At 41.5% G+C, this 15,844-nt stretch carries 15 protein-coding genes and 1 pseudogene; 6 read left to right on the forward strand and 10 right to left on the reverse strand.

Translation table 11 applies throughout. The features are described 5' to 3' along the window. Positions 1–104: 104 nt before the first annotated feature. A complete protein-coding gene (locus tag DCO56_RS03270) occupies positions 105–1,712 on the forward strand; it encodes an acyl-CoA carboxylase subunit beta (RefSeq protein WP_108632301.1) in 1,608 nt (535 codons plus the stop codon). Between the two features lie 211 nt (positions 1,713–1,923). On the opposite strand, the gene DCO56_RS03275 is transcribed toward DCO56_RS03270, so the two are convergent. From DCO56_RS03275 to DCO56_RS03290, 4 genes and pseudogenes are all read right to left on the reverse strand, one after another. Next, positions 1,924–2,583: a 3-oxoacid CoA-transferase subunit B gene (locus DCO56_RS03275; protein WP_108632302.1), complete on the reverse strand. Its 660-nt coding sequence runs from the start codon at positions 2,581–2,583 to the stop codon at positions 1,924–1,926. A gap of 3 nt (positions 2,584–2,586) precedes the next feature. Continuing rightward, a complete protein-coding gene (locus DCO56_RS03280; RefSeq protein WP_108632303.1) occupies positions 2,587–3,288 on the reverse strand; it encodes a CoA transferase subunit A in 702 nt (233 codons plus the stop codon). Positions 3,289–3,376: 88 nt separating this feature from the next. Further along, a pseudogene (locus DCO56_RS03285) lies at positions 3,377–3,495 on the reverse strand (M42 family peptidase); the annotation flags it as partial. A gap of 394 nt (positions 3,496–3,889) precedes the next feature. Beyond that, positions 3,890–4,936 carry a ferredoxin--NADP reductase gene (locus DCO56_RS03290; RefSeq protein WP_108632304.1) on the reverse strand — a complete coding sequence of 349 codons (1,047 nt, stop codon included), beginning with the start codon at positions 4,934–4,936 and terminating at the stop codon, positions 3,890–3,892. 177 nt (positions 4,937–5,113) lie between these two features. Here DCO56_RS03290 and DCO56_RS03295 point away from each other — a divergent pair, with 177 nt between their 5' ends. Beyond that, complete coding sequence (locus DCO56_RS03295) at positions 5,114–5,830, forward strand: superoxide dismutase (protein WP_108632305.1); 717 nt, start codon at positions 5,114–5,116, stop codon at positions 5,828–5,830. A gap of 62 nt (positions 5,831–5,892) precedes the next feature. On the opposite strand, the gene DCO56_RS03300 is transcribed toward DCO56_RS03295, so the two are convergent. Both DCO56_RS03300 and pyrE read right to left on the reverse strand, forming a co-directional pair. After that, complete coding sequence (locus DCO56_RS03300) at positions 5,893–6,291, reverse strand: SRPBCC family protein (RefSeq protein WP_108632306.1); 399 nt, start codon at positions 6,289–6,291, stop codon at positions 5,893–5,895. Between the two features lie 19 nt (positions 6,292–6,310). Then, a complete protein-coding gene (pyrE, locus tag DCO56_RS03305) occupies positions 6,311–6,961 on the reverse strand; it encodes an orotate phosphoribosyltransferase (protein WP_077435452.1) in 651 nt (216 codons plus the stop codon). A 22-nt stretch (positions 6,962–6,983) separates the two neighbouring features. Here pyrE and DCO56_RS03310 point away from each other — a divergent pair, with 22 nt between their 5' ends. Genes DCO56_RS03310 through gloA2 form a run of 4 tightly spaced genes read left to right on the forward strand, consistent with a single transcriptional unit; the run spans position 6,984 to position 9,830 of the window. Continuing rightward, a complete protein-coding gene (locus DCO56_RS03310; RefSeq protein WP_241254968.1) occupies positions 6,984–7,571 on the forward strand; it encodes an NUDIX domain-containing protein in 588 nt (195 codons plus the stop codon). Positions 7,572–7,628: 57 nt separating this feature from the next. After that, the gene (locus DCO56_RS03315) at positions 7,629–8,345 is read left to right on the forward strand and encodes a 3-ketoacyl-ACP reductase (RefSeq protein WP_108632308.1); all 717 of its coding nucleotides are present in this window, start codon (positions 7,629–7,631) and stop codon (positions 8,343–8,345) included. Between the two features lie 26 nt (positions 8,346–8,371). Beyond that, complete coding sequence (locus DCO56_RS03320) at positions 8,372–9,436, forward strand: NADH:flavin oxidoreductase/NADH oxidase (protein ID WP_241254967.1); 1,065 nt, start codon at positions 8,372–8,374, stop codon at positions 9,434–9,436. A gap of 1 nt (position 9,437) precedes the next feature. Then, positions 9,438–9,830 (forward strand): SMU1112c/YaeR family gloxylase I-like metalloprotein, encoded by a 393-nt coding sequence (gloA2, locus tag DCO56_RS03325; RefSeq protein WP_108632309.1) that lies wholly within the window; start codon positions 9,438–9,440, stop codon positions 9,828–9,830. A 59-nt stretch (positions 9,831–9,889) separates the two neighbouring features. On the opposite strand, the gene infB is transcribed toward gloA2, so the two are convergent. The 4 genes from infB to DCO56_RS03345 form a co-directional block, all read right to left on the reverse strand. Further along, complete coding sequence (gene infB / locus DCO56_RS03330; protein WP_108632310.1) at positions 9,890–13,036, reverse strand: translation initiation factor IF-2; 3,147 nt, start codon at positions 13,034–13,036, stop codon at positions 9,890–9,892. Positions 13,037–13,139: 103 nt separating this feature from the next. Beyond that, positions 13,140–14,381, reverse strand: a complete 1,242-nt coding sequence (gene nusA, locus DCO56_RS03335) for a transcription termination factor NusA (protein ID WP_104382659.1) — start codon at positions 14,379–14,381, stop codon at positions 13,140–13,142. A 5-nt stretch (positions 14,382–14,386) separates the two neighbouring features. Further along, positions 14,387–14,851 carry a ribosome assembly cofactor RimP gene (rimP, locus tag DCO56_RS03340; RefSeq protein WP_108632311.1) on the reverse strand — a complete coding sequence of 155 codons (465 nt, stop codon included), beginning with the start codon at positions 14,849–14,851 and terminating at the stop codon, positions 14,387–14,389. A gap of 139 nt (positions 14,852–14,990) precedes the next feature. Beyond that, the gene (locus DCO56_RS03345) at positions 14,991–15,767 is read right to left on the reverse strand and encodes an XRE family transcriptional regulator (RefSeq protein WP_108632312.1); all 777 of its coding nucleotides are present in this window, start codon (positions 15,765–15,767) and stop codon (positions 14,991–14,993) included. Positions 15,768–15,844: the final 77 nt, after the last annotated feature.

Here is a 15,844-nt window from a genome sequence, read left to right on the forward strand (position 1 = left end):
AATATTTAGGAATAAAATTGCAAATATTCTAAAATTTTATTTTAAATTTATCTAAAAATAAGAAATTCTTAATTATATCGCTTTTTAAACCAGAATTATAAACTATGAAGGAGCTGCTCGCATTACTTCACCAAAAAAGAGAAAATCTAAAGCTCGGTGGTGGCATCGATAAAATCAAAAAACTAAAAGAAAAAGGTAAACTGTCGGCTTGGGAAAGAATAACCTACTTACTGGATGCTGACCGCGAGTATCTTGAGATTGGCATGTTTGCAGGAGAAGGTATGTATGTTGAGCATGGCGGATGTACCAATGCAGGCTGTGCCGCCGTGATAGGTTACGTTAAATCCAAACTTTGTGTTATCGTCTCAAACGATGCGACCGTCAAAGCCGGAGCTTGGTTTCCCATTTCAGCCAAGAAAAATCTGCGCGCACAGGAAATCGCCATGGAAAATAATCTTCCGATTATCTATCTCGTGGATTCCGCGGGTGTCTTCCTTCCGATGCAGGATGAAATTTTCCCTGACAAAGAACACTTTGGGCGGATATTTCGCAATAATGCGCGTATGTCCTCCATGGGCATTCCGCAGATTGCCGCTATTATGGGTAGCTGCGTCGCTGGAGGAGCCTATTTACCCATCATGTCGGACTACGCTTTCATCGTCGAAGGTACTGGATCGGTCTTCTTAGCCGGCCCTTATCTGGTTAAATCGGCTATCGGTGAAACCGTAGATGCAGAGACACTGGGTGGAGCTTCCACACATTCTGAAATATCGGGTGTTACAGATAATAAGTTCCCCGACGACCAGAGTTGTCTTACAGCCATTAAAAATGTTATTGACAAAATCGGTGGTCATGCAAAAGCGAACTTCAACCGAAAGGAAAGCCTTCCGCCAAAAACAGATCCCGAAAAAATTATAGAAATTCTTCCGGAGGACCGCACCAAACCCTATCGGATGCAAGATATTCTCGAGGCAATTGTTGATGCGGACACACTGGAGGAGTATAAACCCGATTATGGTAAAACAATTGTCTGTGCGCTTGCACGTGTAGATGGCTGGGCAGTAGGTATTGTCGCCAACCAACGGGAGATTATCAAAGCTAAGAAACCCGGTAATGCGATAGAAATGCAAATGGGTGGTGTTATTTATAGTGACTCAGCAGACAAAGCTGCACGCTTTATTATGAACTGCAACCAGCAAAATATACCCCTTGTCTTCTTTCAGGATGTCACTGGATTTATGGTCGGCAGTCGGTCCGAGCAAGGCGGAATCATTAAAGATGGTGCTAAAATGGTCAACGCGATGGCAAATTCCGTTGTCCCTAAATTTACTTTCATCGTAGGCAATAGCTATGGCGCGGGAAATTATGCCATGTGCGGGAAGGCCTATGATCCACGCTTGATCTACGCCTGGCCAACGGCCCAAATGGCTGTCATGAGCGGTGCTGCAGCTGGTAAAACGTTATTTCAAATTCAGGAATCAGCATTAAAAGCCAAAGGGAAAGAAATCAATGAAGAAGAAAAAAACAGCCTTCTCAAGTCTATCGAAGATCGATATAATGAACAATTAAGTCCTTATTATGCTGCTGCCAGGCTCTGGGTGGACGGCATTATCGCACCGCAGGAAACCCGAAAGGTAATCAGCATGGGCATAGAAGCCGCTAATGAAAAACCTATAGTCGAGCGGTATAACGTCGGTGTAATTCAGGTATAACTATAATACAAAAAACGTGCAGAAGATAATAGCTGCCCTAGTAATTAATAGCCCTCCTATATCATTCGATACAGGAGGGCTTTATTTAAAGGGTTCCACAAACCTTTTATTGTTTATATCTTCGCCATGTTTTACTGATGATTTCAAAATCAGCCAGCCCCCACTTTGTTTTACTGTGCTGCAAATCCATTTAATTGTAGCATTTTTTTACTTAAAAAACCATTTCGGGTATATTTTCATCGGCAATTAATTTTCCAGCGGTTGCAGTTCTTATTTCATCAACACTTACACCTGGAGCTCTTTCTAAAAGCTGGAAACCTCCCTCTGGTAGAATTTCGTAAACGCCTAATTCAGTGACAATTTTTTTTATGCACTTTACGCCTGTTAATGGAAGTGTACATTCGGGGAGAAGTTTGCTTTCACCACTTTTATTAACTTGTTGCATGGCAACGATAATATTTTTGGCAGAGGCGACAAGATCCATCGCACCACCCATTCCTTTTACCATTTTTCCCGGGATCTTCCAATTAGCGATATCACCGTTTTCGGAAACTTCCATAGCACCTAAAATGGTTAAATCTACTTTTTGGGCTCTAATCATCCCAAAACTTAGCGCTGAATCGAAAACTGCCGAACCTGGCAATGTGGTAATGGTTTGCTTGCCCGCATTAATCAAATCTGGATCTTCACTGCCTTCAAAAGGAAAAGGCCCCATCCCCAGAAGTCCATTCTCGGATTGCAAAACCACATTAACGCCTTCTGGAATGTAATTAGCTACCAAAGTTGGAATTCCTATACCTAGGTTAACGTAACTATTATTTTTAATTTCTTTTGCAATACGTTGTGCAATTTGTTCTTTAGATAGTGCCATAATTTAGTTTTTAGGTCTTACGGTTCTTTGCTCGATTCTCTTTTCGTAATGTTCTCCCTGAAAAATTCTGTGAACATAAATTCCTGGAGTATGAATTTCGTCTGGATTTAGTTCGCCAATCTCTACCAATTCTTCAACTTCGGCAATGGTTATTTTACCAGCCATAGCCATTACAGGATTAAAGTTTCTAGCTGTAGAACGAAAGATAAGATTGCCTGCTTTGTCGCCTTTCCACGCTTTAACAATAGCAAAATCGGCATCGAAAGCATATTCCAAAAGATAATCTTTGCCTTTAAAGTTTCTCACTTCTTTGCCCTCACCTATTTCGGTTCCAACGCCTGCTGGCGTATAAATGGCAGGCATCCCGTACCCTGCAGCCATACAACGTGTCGCCAAAGTCCCTTGCGGGATTAGTTCTACTTCCAATTCTCCACTTAGAAGTTGCCTTTCGAATTCGGCGTTTTCGCCAACGTAAGATGAAATCATTTTTTTGATTTGCTTTTTTTGTAAAAGTAAGCCTAAACCAAAATTATCCACACCCGCATTATTAGAAATACAGGTTAAATCTTTCACTTCTTTTTTTACCAGCTCGGCAATAGAATTTTCGGGAATGCCACAAAGCCCGAAGCCACCTAACATTATGGTCATTCCGTCTTCGATGCCATCGCAGGCTTCTTGTACATTTTTTACTGTTTTATCTATCATTATTAGCGTTATTTGGTTAAAAGTATCTCAAACTGATGTTTGGTTTTATCATTAATAGGATTTCCTAAATCAACTGAATACATTAGGCCACATCTCCTTTGCTCACCATCTCCACCGTCGTATGCATGTAGCGTAATGGTGGTGAAATTAACGATGAAGGAACCCATAGGAATGGGCAAATGTGTTGGTATCTGTACCCGTTTCACGGCGAAACACATGCTCTGCGTAGTTTAACGTCGCTCCACTGAACCATTTCGTTCCGATAAAACTAGCGCTGCCCGCGGGGCGGGTTAATATATGTGCGGTTGACCATCCCCAGAGCTCGTGATAAGACGCAAAGGATAATTGATATCGCTGTTCGACATACTGTTTGAATCTATTGATCTCCGATTGAGATTGCTGCTCTTCTGTCGGGCTCCAGAGTAATTTTCCCATAATAGTTGGATATAAAAAACGGTTATATCCAAACTTAGCTAAATTTGCTTTGAAATGCAATTTTATTTGGACTCAAACAGAACAAATAGACAACATCAATTACTTTATTGAAATATTATTCTGAAATACCCGCAGTTCATCAAATAAACGAGGTAAAGATCCCCCTTTAAAGCACCTCGATCTCGGTTCCGTCCACAAGCGGGTGACCGGTACACAGCAAGATTCGTCCATTCTCCATTTCACGGTCTGTTAGCACTTCGTTGTAATCCATTTTAACTTTTCCTTTGGAACATTGTGCAATACAGGTACTGCACATACCAGACTTACAGGAATAAGGCAGTTTTATTTTATGTTCAAGTCCTACATCCAAAATAGATTTATTGAAGGGAATCTCCAGATCGTAGGTTTCACCTTGAAAACGCAATTTGATCCGATAGGAGGTCATATCAACGACCCTTTCAGATTCGTCGTCATCATCTTCCTCATTTTCGGGCAATAAGAACGTTTCTCTTTTGATCTGATTAGCATCAAAGCCCATTCCTAAAAGTGTGAAACGACATAAATCCATATAAATCACCGGCCCACAGGTATAGCATAATGCATCCTCTTTTGGCCCCACGAGATGATCCCTGACAATGGAAAGAATATAATCCCTGTTCAGCCGGGCTTTCATCAGATATTTACTGTTGGAATAAATCCAGACAATCGTTAAACGATCCGGGAACCGCTTGGCCCATTCCTCCAATTCCTCCCGAAAGGGTGTCTGATCAGCAGATCGATTACTGTACACCAACACGACCTTAGACTTCTCTTCAACAAGGAGTGCCGTTTTAAGAATCGAATACAAAGGCGTTATACCAATACCGGCAGCAAAAAGAAATAAAGTCCTTATTTTATATTGTTCGGGCTCATAGGTAAATAACCCCTGCGGCTCCATGGCCTGAACGATATCCCCTTCGGCAACAGTGTGATGAAGCAACCTCGAAATTTCGCCATTTTCCACACGTTTTACAGTGATGCTTAACGGCTCTTTATAATCCGGGGAACTATTAAAAGAATAAGAACGACGCACCTCCCGATCACCAAATAAAAAGGAAAGCGTAATAAATTGACCAGCTTTATAAGGGGGATAGTCGCCATCAGGAGATTCCAGCTGAAAAGTAATATTATTATTGGGCTGAGGAATTATCTTTGCTATTCGTAATGCGTACATAGGCCAAATATACTGTCGAATTTTGGCTTACACAAATGAAAAAACCGGATTCGAAAGCGGCTTTTTAGGATGCACTATATAACAATTTTGTTGTATTACAATTGACAGACAATTCTCGTACAATAATTGTAGAATTTCACGTTATATTTATATAAAAACTAATCATAATAAGATTATATGCAAACACGCAGAAACTTCCTTCAAAATGCAGCAAAAGCCACATTGGGTATTGCTGTATCTGGATCAATATTACAAGATATTGCTTCCGCGAAAGAAACTGAATTAAATGCCGCTACTTTAAAGTTTTCCCAAATCAAGTTACCTTTCAGTTATGCCGCATTGGAGCCCAATATTGATGCCCTGACGATGGAAATCCATTATACAAAGCACCATATGGCCTATATTAATGCCGTCAACGAGGCCATTGTTGCCGAATCCATCAAAGAAACTTCAGAAGAGCAGCTTTTAGCTAATATATCCAAATATTCCGCGAAAGCCAGAAATAATGCAGGTGGTGCCTGGAATCACAATTTCTTTTGGGAAAGCCTCTCCGACAAAGCAAGCCAACCTTCGGAAAAACTGTTGACCATGATCAACAAGACCTTCGGTTCAATCGACAAATTCAAAGAGCAATTTGCCGCAGCAGCAACCACGCGTTTTGGTTCGGGATGGGCATGGTTGATCCTCGACGATTCAGGAAACCTGAAGATAACGTCTACGCCAAATCAGGACAATCCATTAATGGATGTTGCGGAAGTAAAAGGTATCCCAATGTTGGGTCTCGACGTTTGGGAGCATGCTTATTACCTGCATTATCAAAACAAAAGAGCCGACTATATCAAAAATTGGTGGAACGTCGTCAACTGGAAAAAAGTAAATGAGCGAATAGCATAACATAAAAAAAGCTCGATCTAACGATCGAGCTTTTTTTATGTTATAATCGGTCACAAGACTTACTATCCCAGCACTGCTTTCAGTTTGTTTACCTGAAAATCGATCAGCTTTTGAAGCGGACCTGTAGCGATCATTTTCATCATCATATTTAAATCGGCATCAATCACAAAAGTCGCTTTGGTCACCGTATCTGATATGGCCTGCAGTTCCCAGCGTAAGGTAACCTCAAATGGTGCCTTTTCGGAAGGGATGAGCTTAATCAATTGATTGACTACCCGTTCTTCAACTTTTAATGCCAATTTCGCCATATTTTGAATGGTAAATCGGGCTTCGTCTGCTGTTGAAGACCAATTATAAATATTTTCAGGCATTAACTGTTCGTGATTATTGAGATCAGTCAAAAAAGCAAATACTTCGCCTACATTCCTGTTGATTTCTGTGGTATTCTGAATGGTAGTCATAACGGTAAATTATTGATCTTTATTGAAAGTTTTCACCCCATCCCGCAGGGTTCAATCGCCACTTTTTCAAAATTTCAACATCCTCTTCCAATACGTAGCTATTTTCGGCTGCGACCTGAATTAGTGCGTCGTAGTTACATAGACTGAAATAAGGACATTTTGCATCTGCAAAATTATCTGTCGCCTGTTGCAACCCATACGTAAATATGGAAACCAATCCAACAACATTGCAACCTGCTTCGCGCAATGCTTTAACAGCGATCAGGCTACTTTTACCTGTTGAAATTAAATCTTCAACCACAACGACGCGTTGACCACTAACAACTTCGCCTTCAATCATATTTTGACGGCCATGATCTTTCGCTGAGCTTCTAACATAAGAAAACGGTAGGCCTAAATCCTGCGCTACCAGCACTCCCTGTGGAATACCTGCCGTAGCAACTCCAGAAATCATATCTACTGATCCAAACTCTTCTTGAATAAGCTTAGAAAGCTTCTGACGAATATACGTACGTATTGCTGGATGAGATAAAGTGATACGGTTATCACAGTAAATTGGAGACTTCCAACCCGACGCCCAAGTAAAAGGACTTTTAGGTTGCAATTTTATTGCTTTAATTTGCAATAAGGATTCAGCAACTTTTTGTTCAACCTCATTTAAATTATTCATGGCGCAAATTTATAAAATTTATATGAACGAAACCGTGCTAATTTTAGCAGATTTTGTTCCTTCGAAAACCGAAAACACGCAAACAATTAGTATTCAAGACATTGAACTTCAAAAACTTTTCAAACAATCTGAAATTGATAAAGCTCCAAAGACCTATCTCTACGTCAACAAGGATTTCGAGACCGTATTTCAAAATTTAAAAAGCAAGCTTAAAATCATCAAAGCAGCTGGCGGACTGGTCAAAAATGGTGATGGAGATTATCTTTTTATTTACCGCTTGGGCAAATGGGATCTCCCCAAAGGCAAGGTTGAAGATAATGAAAAGATGAAAGAAGCCGCCGTACGTGAAGTAGAAGAAGAATGTGGTATTAAAATAAATTATTTAGGCAAGAAGATTACCACATCATACCATACTTACTATTTACGCAATGGCGAGTTTGTATTAAAAGCAACAAACTGGTATGAAATGGGCGTTAATAAAGTTCCGAAATTGATCCCTCAAACAGCCGAAGATATTACAAAAGCAGAATGGCGTCACGTGGACCAATTTGATGAAGTGCGGGCCAATACCTACCCCATTATCGAAAACCTCATCAAAAAGCTTAAATAGGCTGTCTTTTGAGGTTCATCTGACAGTAATCCGGCAGATCATTCTTATTTTTATCGTATGGAAAATATAACAGGAAAAAGGGCTTTAGTTACAGGTGGGGCCAAAGGTTTGGGCAAGGCCATTGCCATAGCATTGGCTAAAGAAGGGGTCCACGTAGCGATTACAGGCAGAAACGAAACTGCATTGAAACAGACCGTTGCCGAACTGGCGGAATTAGGGACCGAGGTTACCTACGCAGTATTTGACGTGGCTGACAACACTGCCGTGCAACAGGAAGTTAAAAATCTCAATGATACCTTTGGCTATTTTGATATTTTAATCAACAATGCGGGTATATCTTCCTTTTCCTCGGTGATGGATATGGACGTTAATGACTGGACGGCGATTATCAATGTTAATCTGCTGGGAACCTATTTTGTTACAAAGGCTATCCTGCCACAACTTATTGAAAAAAATCAAGGCGACATTGTGATGGTGTCTTCTACCGCTGGACTGAATGGCGCGGCTACCACATCGGCCTATAGCGCTTCAAAATTTGGCGTTATTGGATTTGCTGATTCCTTGATGCGTGAAGTACGTAAAAACAACATCCGGGTATGCACCCTGATGCCGAGTACCATCGCTTCAGATATGTCTAAGGATCTTGGCCTCACGGATGGAGACCCTGAAAAGGTATTGCAACCGGAAGATTTTGCGGAGTTAATTATCGCAAATTTAAAATTACCACGAAGAGCAATGTTGAAATCAGCCTCTTTATGGTCCACAAATCCATAAGAAACAAAAAGACGAATAAACAAAACATGATGAGTCAACTATTCTCTGCCATAGACATCGGTCCTTTAAACCTGAAAAATCGTTTAGTCGTTTCCCCGATGTGCCAATATTCAGCTGAAGAAGGCTTTGCAAACAACTGGCATCTTGTTCATCTTGGCCAATTTGCAATCGGCGGTGCTGCGGCAGTCATCCAGGAAGCAACCGCCGTGACACCCGAAGGTCGAATCAGTTACGGAGACCTCGGGATATGGGATGACCGGCATATTGACAAATTAAAAGAGATAACAGCTTTTATCCGAGCAAATGGCGCTATACCCGGTATTCAAATCGCACATGCAGGCCGTAAAGCCAGCAGCAACAAACCTTGGCTTGGTCGTGGTCAATTTGCCCCATCAGATCCGCTAGGATGGCAAACAGTCGCTCCGTCTGCACTGACTTTCCATTCTGGAGATTACGTCCCTCAGGAGCTTAAAACAGCTGAAATCGAGCAGCTGATCGAACAGTTCGGTCAGGCAACCAAAAGAGCCATTCAAGCTGGTTACGAAATCATCGAGCTCCACGCTGCCCATGGCTATCTTATTCACCAGTTTCTCTCCCCCCTGAGCAATATACGAACCGACAGATTTGGTGGTACTTTTGAAAATAGAATACGCTTCCTGCTGGAAATCATCAAACGGGTAAAACAGGAAATATCGACGCAAAGCTTATGGGTACGTATTTCTGCCACAGATTGGGCCCCGGATGGCTGGGATCTGGATCAATCCATAGCCTTGTCTCAGGTTCTGACCGAGCAGGGAGTCGATATCATCGATGTATCGAGTGGCGGAGCGGTTTCCCATCAAAAAATTGATCTTGGCCCTGCCTATCAGCTTCCATTTGCACAGGCGATCAAAGAAAAAACCGGAAGTAAAACTGCTACTGTTGGACTCATTAAAACAGCGGCTCAAGCCGCCGATATTGTCGCTCATGGCCAAGCCGATCTCATTATGATCGCAAGGGGCTTTTTGGATGACCCGCATCTTCCATTGCACTTTGCCAAAGAATTATCCGTAGATATCCCTTGGCCAAAACAGTACGAAAGAGCAAAATAAGATGAAATTAAGCTTAAACAAAATACACCATATTGCCATTATATGCAGGGATTATCAGCGGTCAAAAAAATTTTATACCGAAGTCCTGGGACTGGAAATTTGGCAGGAGCATTATCGGGTAGAACGCGATTCCTATAAACTGGATTTAAAACTTAACGATACCTACATCATCGAGCTGTTTTCCTTCCCCAATCCTCCGGCCAGACCTAGTTTTCCCGAAGCGGCTGGTTTAAGGCATCTCGCTTTTGAGGTCGATAACCTGGACGCGGAAATACTTAAATTAGAGCAGGCAGGCATTACGCATGAAGGAGTAAGAATTGACGAACTGACACAAAAAAGGTTCACTTTCTTTACCGATCCCGATCAGCTTCCGATAGAACTGTACGAGCGTTAGAAACAAAAAAAGCGTTGACAAAAATCAACGCTTTTTTTATGCTGTCGTAAATCGGAGTATTACAATTTACGTTTTACTTCTACTTGTTCGTAGGCTTCCACAATATCCCCTACCTGAATGTCGTTGAAACGGTCAATATTCAAACCACACTCGTAGCCTTGTGCAACCTCTTTCACGTCGTCTTTAAAACGTTTCAGAGATGCCAATCGACCTGTATGGATAACGACACCGTCTCTGATTATGCGGATATCATTATTTCTATTGATTTTACCTTCTCTAACCATACATCCGGCAATGGTACCCACTTTAGAGATTTTAAATGTTTCTCTGATTTCAACCTCAGCAACAATTTTCTCTTCAAATTTCGGAGCCAACATACCTTCCATCGCAGATTTGATCTCTTCGATCGCATCATAGATGATAGAATATAAACGAACGTCGATTTGCTCATTCTCCGCCAATTTACGTGCATTTTGTGTTGGACGTACTTGGAAACCGATAATGATCGCATCAGAAGCAGATGCCAATAATACATCTGATTCGGAGATCGCACCAACCGATTTATGGATAATATTTACCTGGATCTCATCCGTTGACAATTTCAATAATGAATCCGATAATGCTTCAATCGAACCGTCCACGTCACCTTTTACGATAATATTAAGTTCCTTAAAGTTACCGATAGCCAAACGACGACCGATCTCATCCAAGGTAATATGTTTCGTTGCACGCATGCCTTGTTCACGTTGTAACTGAAGACGTTTGTTTGCTACCGTTCTAGCCTCAGATTCACTTTCAAGAACATAAAGCTTATCCCCTGCTGTAGGCGCTCCGGCCATACCTAATATCTGTACCGGCACTGACGGGCCTGCTTCTTTAACGCGTTCACCTCTTTCATTGGTTAAGGCTTTTACCTTACCAGAGTGCGAGCCCGCCAAAATCGGATCTCCGACACGAAGTGTACCACCTTGGATCAATACTGTAGTCACGATACCACGGCCTTTGTCCAAGGCTGCTTCGATCACCGAACCGACTGCACGTTTTTTCGGATCAGCTTTCAAATCCAACATTTCAGCTTCCAAAAGAACTTTTTCTAAAAGAAGATCAACATTTTCTCCGGTTTTTGCGGAGATCTCTTGCGCTTGGAATTTACCACCCCAATCTTCAACCAGGATATTCATTGCAGAAAGCTGCTCACGGATACGGTCCGGATTCGCTCCCGGTTTATCCACCTTCGTAAAGGCAAAAACAATCGGTACACCTGCGGCTTGAGCGTGATTGATTGCTTCTTTCGTTTGTGGCATGACTGCGTCGTCCGCCGCAATAACGATAATAACGATATCTGTTACTTTTGCACCACGTGCACGCATTGCCGTAAAGGCTTCGTGACCCGGTGTATCTAAAAACGTGATCTTACGATTGTCATCTAACTTCACCGCATAAGCACCGATATGCTGTGTGATACCACCGGCCTCACCTGAAGTCACATTTGCTTTACGGATATAATCCAACAAAGATGTCTTACCGTGGTCAACGTGTCCCATTACCGTTACGATCGGAGCTCTAGGCACTAGATTCGCCTCAGTATCCGGCTCTTCCAGTTCCGCAGTTTCCTCATCTTCAGGTTTAATAAATTCAACCTGATAGCCAAATTCGTCCGCCACAATAGTCAAAGTCTCTGCATCCAGACGTTGGTTGATTGACACAAACATTCCTAAACTCATACAAGTAGCAATGATCTGCGTGACCTGAACGTCCATCAAATTTGCCAGCTCATTCGCCGTAACAAATTCAGTGACGCGCAATACCTTCGCCATCAATTCTTGCTCCATTGCAGCTTCTTCTGCATGTTGTGCAACATCATCACGTTTCTGGCGTCTTAATTTCGCACGTTGTGCAAATTTACCAGATTTACCCGCACCGCTTAAACGGGCAAGTGTCGCTTTGATTTGATCTTGGATTTCCTTTTCAGAAGGTTCCTCCTTATTTTCAACAGGTCTTCCTTTTCCTCTATTGTCAAAACGACCATGTTGTGGTCTTGCACCACCTTGTCCCGGTCTACCTTGGTGCTGGTTGTTCCCACCCTGCCCCGGTCTACCTGGATGCTGATTGTTTTGTCCCGGACGATTGTTCGGATTATTGTTGTTCCCTGGATTTCCAGCTCGGTTACCTTGTTGGTCACGATTGTGGTTGTTATTTCCATCGCGAGGACCACGGTTCTGATTGTTGTGCCCCTGACCTTGTCCCGCATTCGGATTTACTGGACCATTTGGATTCGTGCGCTTACGCTTACGTTTCTCATTGTTGTTTCCAGCATTTGAAGAGGATGCCACAGGTTTGTGGGAAGGTCTAGCAGATGGTAATTCAATCTTACCAATTACTTTTGGACCAGTCAATCTTTCTGCACGTGCAGAAATAATATCATCGCCTTCTTTTTTCACAGGCTCCACTTTTGGAGTTACTGGTACAGCAGCTTTAGGTGCTGTTTCGTCTTTTTTCTTTTCTTCTACCTTCACAGGTTCGGTTTTTGTCTCTACAACCGGAGTTGCTTTTACTTCAGTTTTATCTACTTCAGGTTTGGGAGCTTCTACCTTAGGTGCAACGACTTCGGTTTTTTGCTCAACAACCTTTGGTTCTTCTTTTTTTGCTTCGATAACAGGCTCTTTGACTTCAGCTTCTTTCTGCTCTACTACTTTCTCTACGACCTTAGTCTCTACAGGTGTGTCATGCGTAACTTTAGGTTCTTCCTTGGAAGGCTCCTCTTTTTTAGGCTTGTTACCACCTCTATTCAGGGCATCAAGATCAATTTTGCCAACCACTTTCATACCACCTTGATGAACAGGTTCCTCAGGCTTGGCAGGAGTGACTTCTTTGACAGATGGGATTTCTACGGTATTCTTAACCAAGATTTCTTTTGGTTCCTCATGTTCTTCAAAATCCTCATTTCTAGACGATTCTTTAGGAGAAGTGGACGGCGACTCCTCACGACGAATTTTGCCAATAACAATTTGTTTAGCTTCATCTTTCAGTGATTTGTCTCCCTGAAACTCTTTTAACAGCACACCATACATCTCTCCGCTCAATTTAGTGTTAGGCTTTGCTTCTACATCATATCCTTTTTTCACTAAACATTCCACGGCAGTATGTATCCCGATGTTGAGTTCCTTTGCTGCTTTAAGCAAGTTTGTTCCTTTTCCTTCAGTCATCTATAATATAAACTATTTTAATATAATTACAAAAATATGTTTTTTTCCATCCATAAACAATTTATTCCGAATGTTAGATGGAAAAAAATTAACAAGCTGAATTTTATTCAAATTCAGCCTGCAATATACGTACGATATCACGAATGGTATCTTCTTCCAAATCGGTACGTCTAACGAGCTCTTCCTCACTGAGTGATAAAACAGATTTTGCAGAGTCTAAACCAACGCGTTTCAACTCATCGATAACCCAGCTCTCAATTTCGTCGCTGAATTCCTCGATATCCACATCCTCATCAAATTCATCATTCTCACGGTAAACATCGATCTCGTAACCGGTCAGCTTACCAGCCAGTTTAATGTTGTGTCCACCACGTCCGATTGCCAGGGATACCTGATCCGATTTTAAGTATACAGCAGCAGTTTTATTTTCTTCGTCGATCTTAATTGAGCTGATCCGGGCAGGGCTCAGTGCACGGGCAATATATAAGGAATGGTTTGTCGTGAAATTAATCACATCAATGTTCTCATTACGCAATTCGCGAACGATACCATGAATACGTGATCCTTTCATACCCACACATGCTCCAACTGGATCAATACGATCGTCGTAAGACTCTACAGCCACTTTAGCACGTTCCCCTGGTTCACGGACAATTTTCTTGATGGTAATCAGACCATCAAAGATCTCAGGAACCTCAAGCTCAAATAAACGTTGTAGAAACGCAGGTGCCGTACGGGAAATAATGATTTTCGGATTGTTGTTCATCATATCCACTTTATGGACTACTGCACGGATACCATCACCTTTTTTGAAATAATCAGCAGGGATCTGTTCCGACTTAGGTAAGATCAATTCATTACCATCCTCATCCAATACCAGGATCTCTTTTTTCCAGATCTGATAAACCTCACCAATAACCAACTCCCCTTCTCTATCTTTATATTTCTTGAAGACTTCATCTTTCTCAAGTTCCAATACTTTAGAAACAAGCGTTTGACGGGCTGCCAAAATAGCACGGCGTCCAAAGCTTTCCAAAGTGATCTGCTCGATAAAATCATCGCCTACTTCCAGATCCTCATCGTGTTTTCTCGCTTCTGCCAACTCGATTTCAAGATCATCATCCTCAGAAAATTCATCTTCAACAACGACACGCGTTCTCCAAATCTCCAAATCTCCGTTATCTGGATTTACGATAACATCCACATTTTCATCCGTACCGAAACGACGACGGATCATACTACGAAAAACCTCTTCCAATACTGTAATGACCGTAGGTCTGTCGATATTCTTAAACTCTTTAAACTCCTGAAAAGAGTCTATCAGATTGATGTTGCTGTTACTCATTATTTTTAAAATGAAATTACCACTTTTGTTGCTTTTATTTGATCAAAAGGAAGTTCTTTTTCCACCTCTTGCGCTTTTTTACCTTTTTCTTTTACTTTTTGAAGAATGCTGACCTTTGTCTCGTCAACAGCCAATAAAGTTCCTTCAATTTTAGTGTTATCGTCCAGTTTAATCTGCACGGTACGGCCTATATTTTTTTGGTACTGCCGGTTATTGACAAAATTAGAATCTATGCCCGGAGACGAAACCTCCAGACGATAAGCATTATCGATGACATTTTCTTCCTCTAAATGAAAACCAACATGACGGCTCACCTGTGCACAGTCATCAATATTAACCCCGTTGTCCCCATCCAGGAGAATTTCCAAAATCTTATTTGGGCGCATCTTTACACTAACAATAAACAAATCCTCGCGATCTGCTATTTTTTCTTCTATGAGTTCAATGACTCTTTTTTCTACATCTTGCATTGTTCTACTGCCTAGAATGCTAAATTAATTGTATTAAAAAAAGGGGGCAATACGAGCCCCCTTCCTTTCAGATATGCAAATATAGTATTTTATAAAATAAAAAACAAATCCCCAAACAACTGCGAAATTATTTTTTCTATTATTTCGAATTGTCAACAACTGCATTAATTGTTTTTTGCATCTGCGCCATCATACTGGTCAATGTTTCCATCGTCGGTTCAGGTGTTGGCTCCGGCAGTTGTGTGCTAATAAAAGCCTTCGCTTTCCAAACTTCAAGAATATCAGAAGTCTCCACCCAGTATGGTTCATATGTTTTATTATCAGAAACAAGCTTTAAGCCTTTGTCCTCCTTAAATTTAAAAGCGATACGCTTGTAAACTACCCCCTCCTCGCGCGATACGACCACATAGGTATGACCGGGCTTTATATCATGCCAATTTTCGACATATTCAGCGACAATAATGGATCCCGATGGCAAAGGCAACATCGAATCTCCTTTAATCTCAAATGCCCGAAAAGTCCCCTGCCCGAACATCGGAAGCGAAAACTTCGGAAGCTCAGCCACATACTCAGGATCGCCATAGCCATTTAAATAGCCCGCGCTCGCCTTAACCGGCACAAGCTCAATGTTTTCACGATCACTACCATCAACAGTTACACTCAATACCCTGAGATTAGAAGCATTGCTTTTAGGCACCGGCTTCCACTTATCATCAATCACATCATTTGCCAATTCATCCATGGTTAGCCCATAAAACTCGGCAATTTTTTTTAGCAATTCATATTTAGGCTCTGCCCTATCTTCTTCATAAGCGCCGACAGAAGCTCTTTTAATCTCCATGATATCAGCAAATTGCTGCTGCGTAATTTTCTTTCCTTTTCGAAGGAATTTCAAGTTGGATGAAATATTTGACATATTATTTTTTCAAAAAATATTTTGCAAAAACTAAATTTATTAGTAATATTGTGCCAATAAAATTAGTAAATAAAATT

The sequence above is a fragment of the Sphingobacterium athyrii genome, from assembly GCF_003071065.1.
In the GTDB taxonomy this organism is placed as follows: Bacteria; Bacteroidota; Bacteroidia; order Sphingobacteriales; family Sphingobacteriaceae; genus Sphingobacterium; species Sphingobacterium athyrii.

Coding starts and splice junctions, on each gene's coding strand:
- infB (WP_108632310.1), bottom strand. CDS start 13,036: ATGACTGAAGGAAAAGGAACAAACTTGCTTAAAGCAGCAAAGGAACTC.
- DCO56_RS03310 (WP_241254968.1), top strand. CDS start 6,984: ATGAACGAAACCGTGCTAATTTTAGCAGATTTTGTTCCTTCGAAAACC.
- DCO56_RS03270 (WP_108632301.1), top strand. CDS start 105: ATGAAGGAGCTGCTCGCATTACTTCACCAAAAAAGAGAAAATCTAAAG.
- DCO56_RS03345 (WP_108632312.1), bottom strand. CDS start 15,767: ATGTCAAATATTTCATCCAACTTGAAATTCCTTCGAAAAGGAAAGAAA.
- DCO56_RS03300 (WP_108632306.1), bottom strand. CDS start 6,291: ATGACTACCATTCAGAATACCACAGAAATCAACAGGAATGTAGGCGAA.
- gloA2 (WP_108632309.1), top strand. CDS start 9,438: ATGAAATTAAGCTTAAACAAAATACACCATATTGCCATTATATGCAGG.
- DCO56_RS03275 (WP_108632302.1), bottom strand. CDS start 2,583: ATGGCACTATCTAAAGAACAAATTGCACAACGTATTGCAAAAGAAATT.
- DCO56_RS03315 (WP_108632308.1), top strand. CDS start 7,629: ATGGAAAATATAACAGGAAAAAGGGCTTTAGTTACAGGTGGGGCCAAA.
- pyrE (WP_077435452.1), bottom strand. CDS start 6,961: ATGAATAATTTAAATGAGGTTGAACAAAAAGTTGCTGAATCCTTATTG.
- DCO56_RS03320 (WP_241254967.1), top strand. CDS start 8,372: ATGATGAGTCAACTATTCTCTGCCATAGACATCGGTCCTTTAAACCTG.
- rimP (WP_108632311.1), bottom strand. CDS start 14,851: ATGCAAGATGTAGAAAAAAGAGTCATTGAACTCATAGAAGAAAAAATA.
- DCO56_RS03280 (WP_108632303.1), bottom strand. CDS start 3,288: ATGATAGATAAAACAGTAAAAAATGTACAAGAAGCCTGCGATGGCATC.
- DCO56_RS03290 (WP_108632304.1), bottom strand. CDS start 4,936: ATGTACGCATTACGAATAGCAAAGATAATTCCTCAGCCCAATAATAAT.
- nusA (WP_104382659.1), bottom strand. CDS start 14,381: ATGAGTAACAGCAACATCAATCTGATAGACTCTTTTCAGGAGTTTAAA.
- DCO56_RS03295 (WP_108632305.1), top strand. CDS start 5,114: ATGCAAACACGCAGAAACTTCCTTCAAAATGCAGCAAAAGCCACATTG.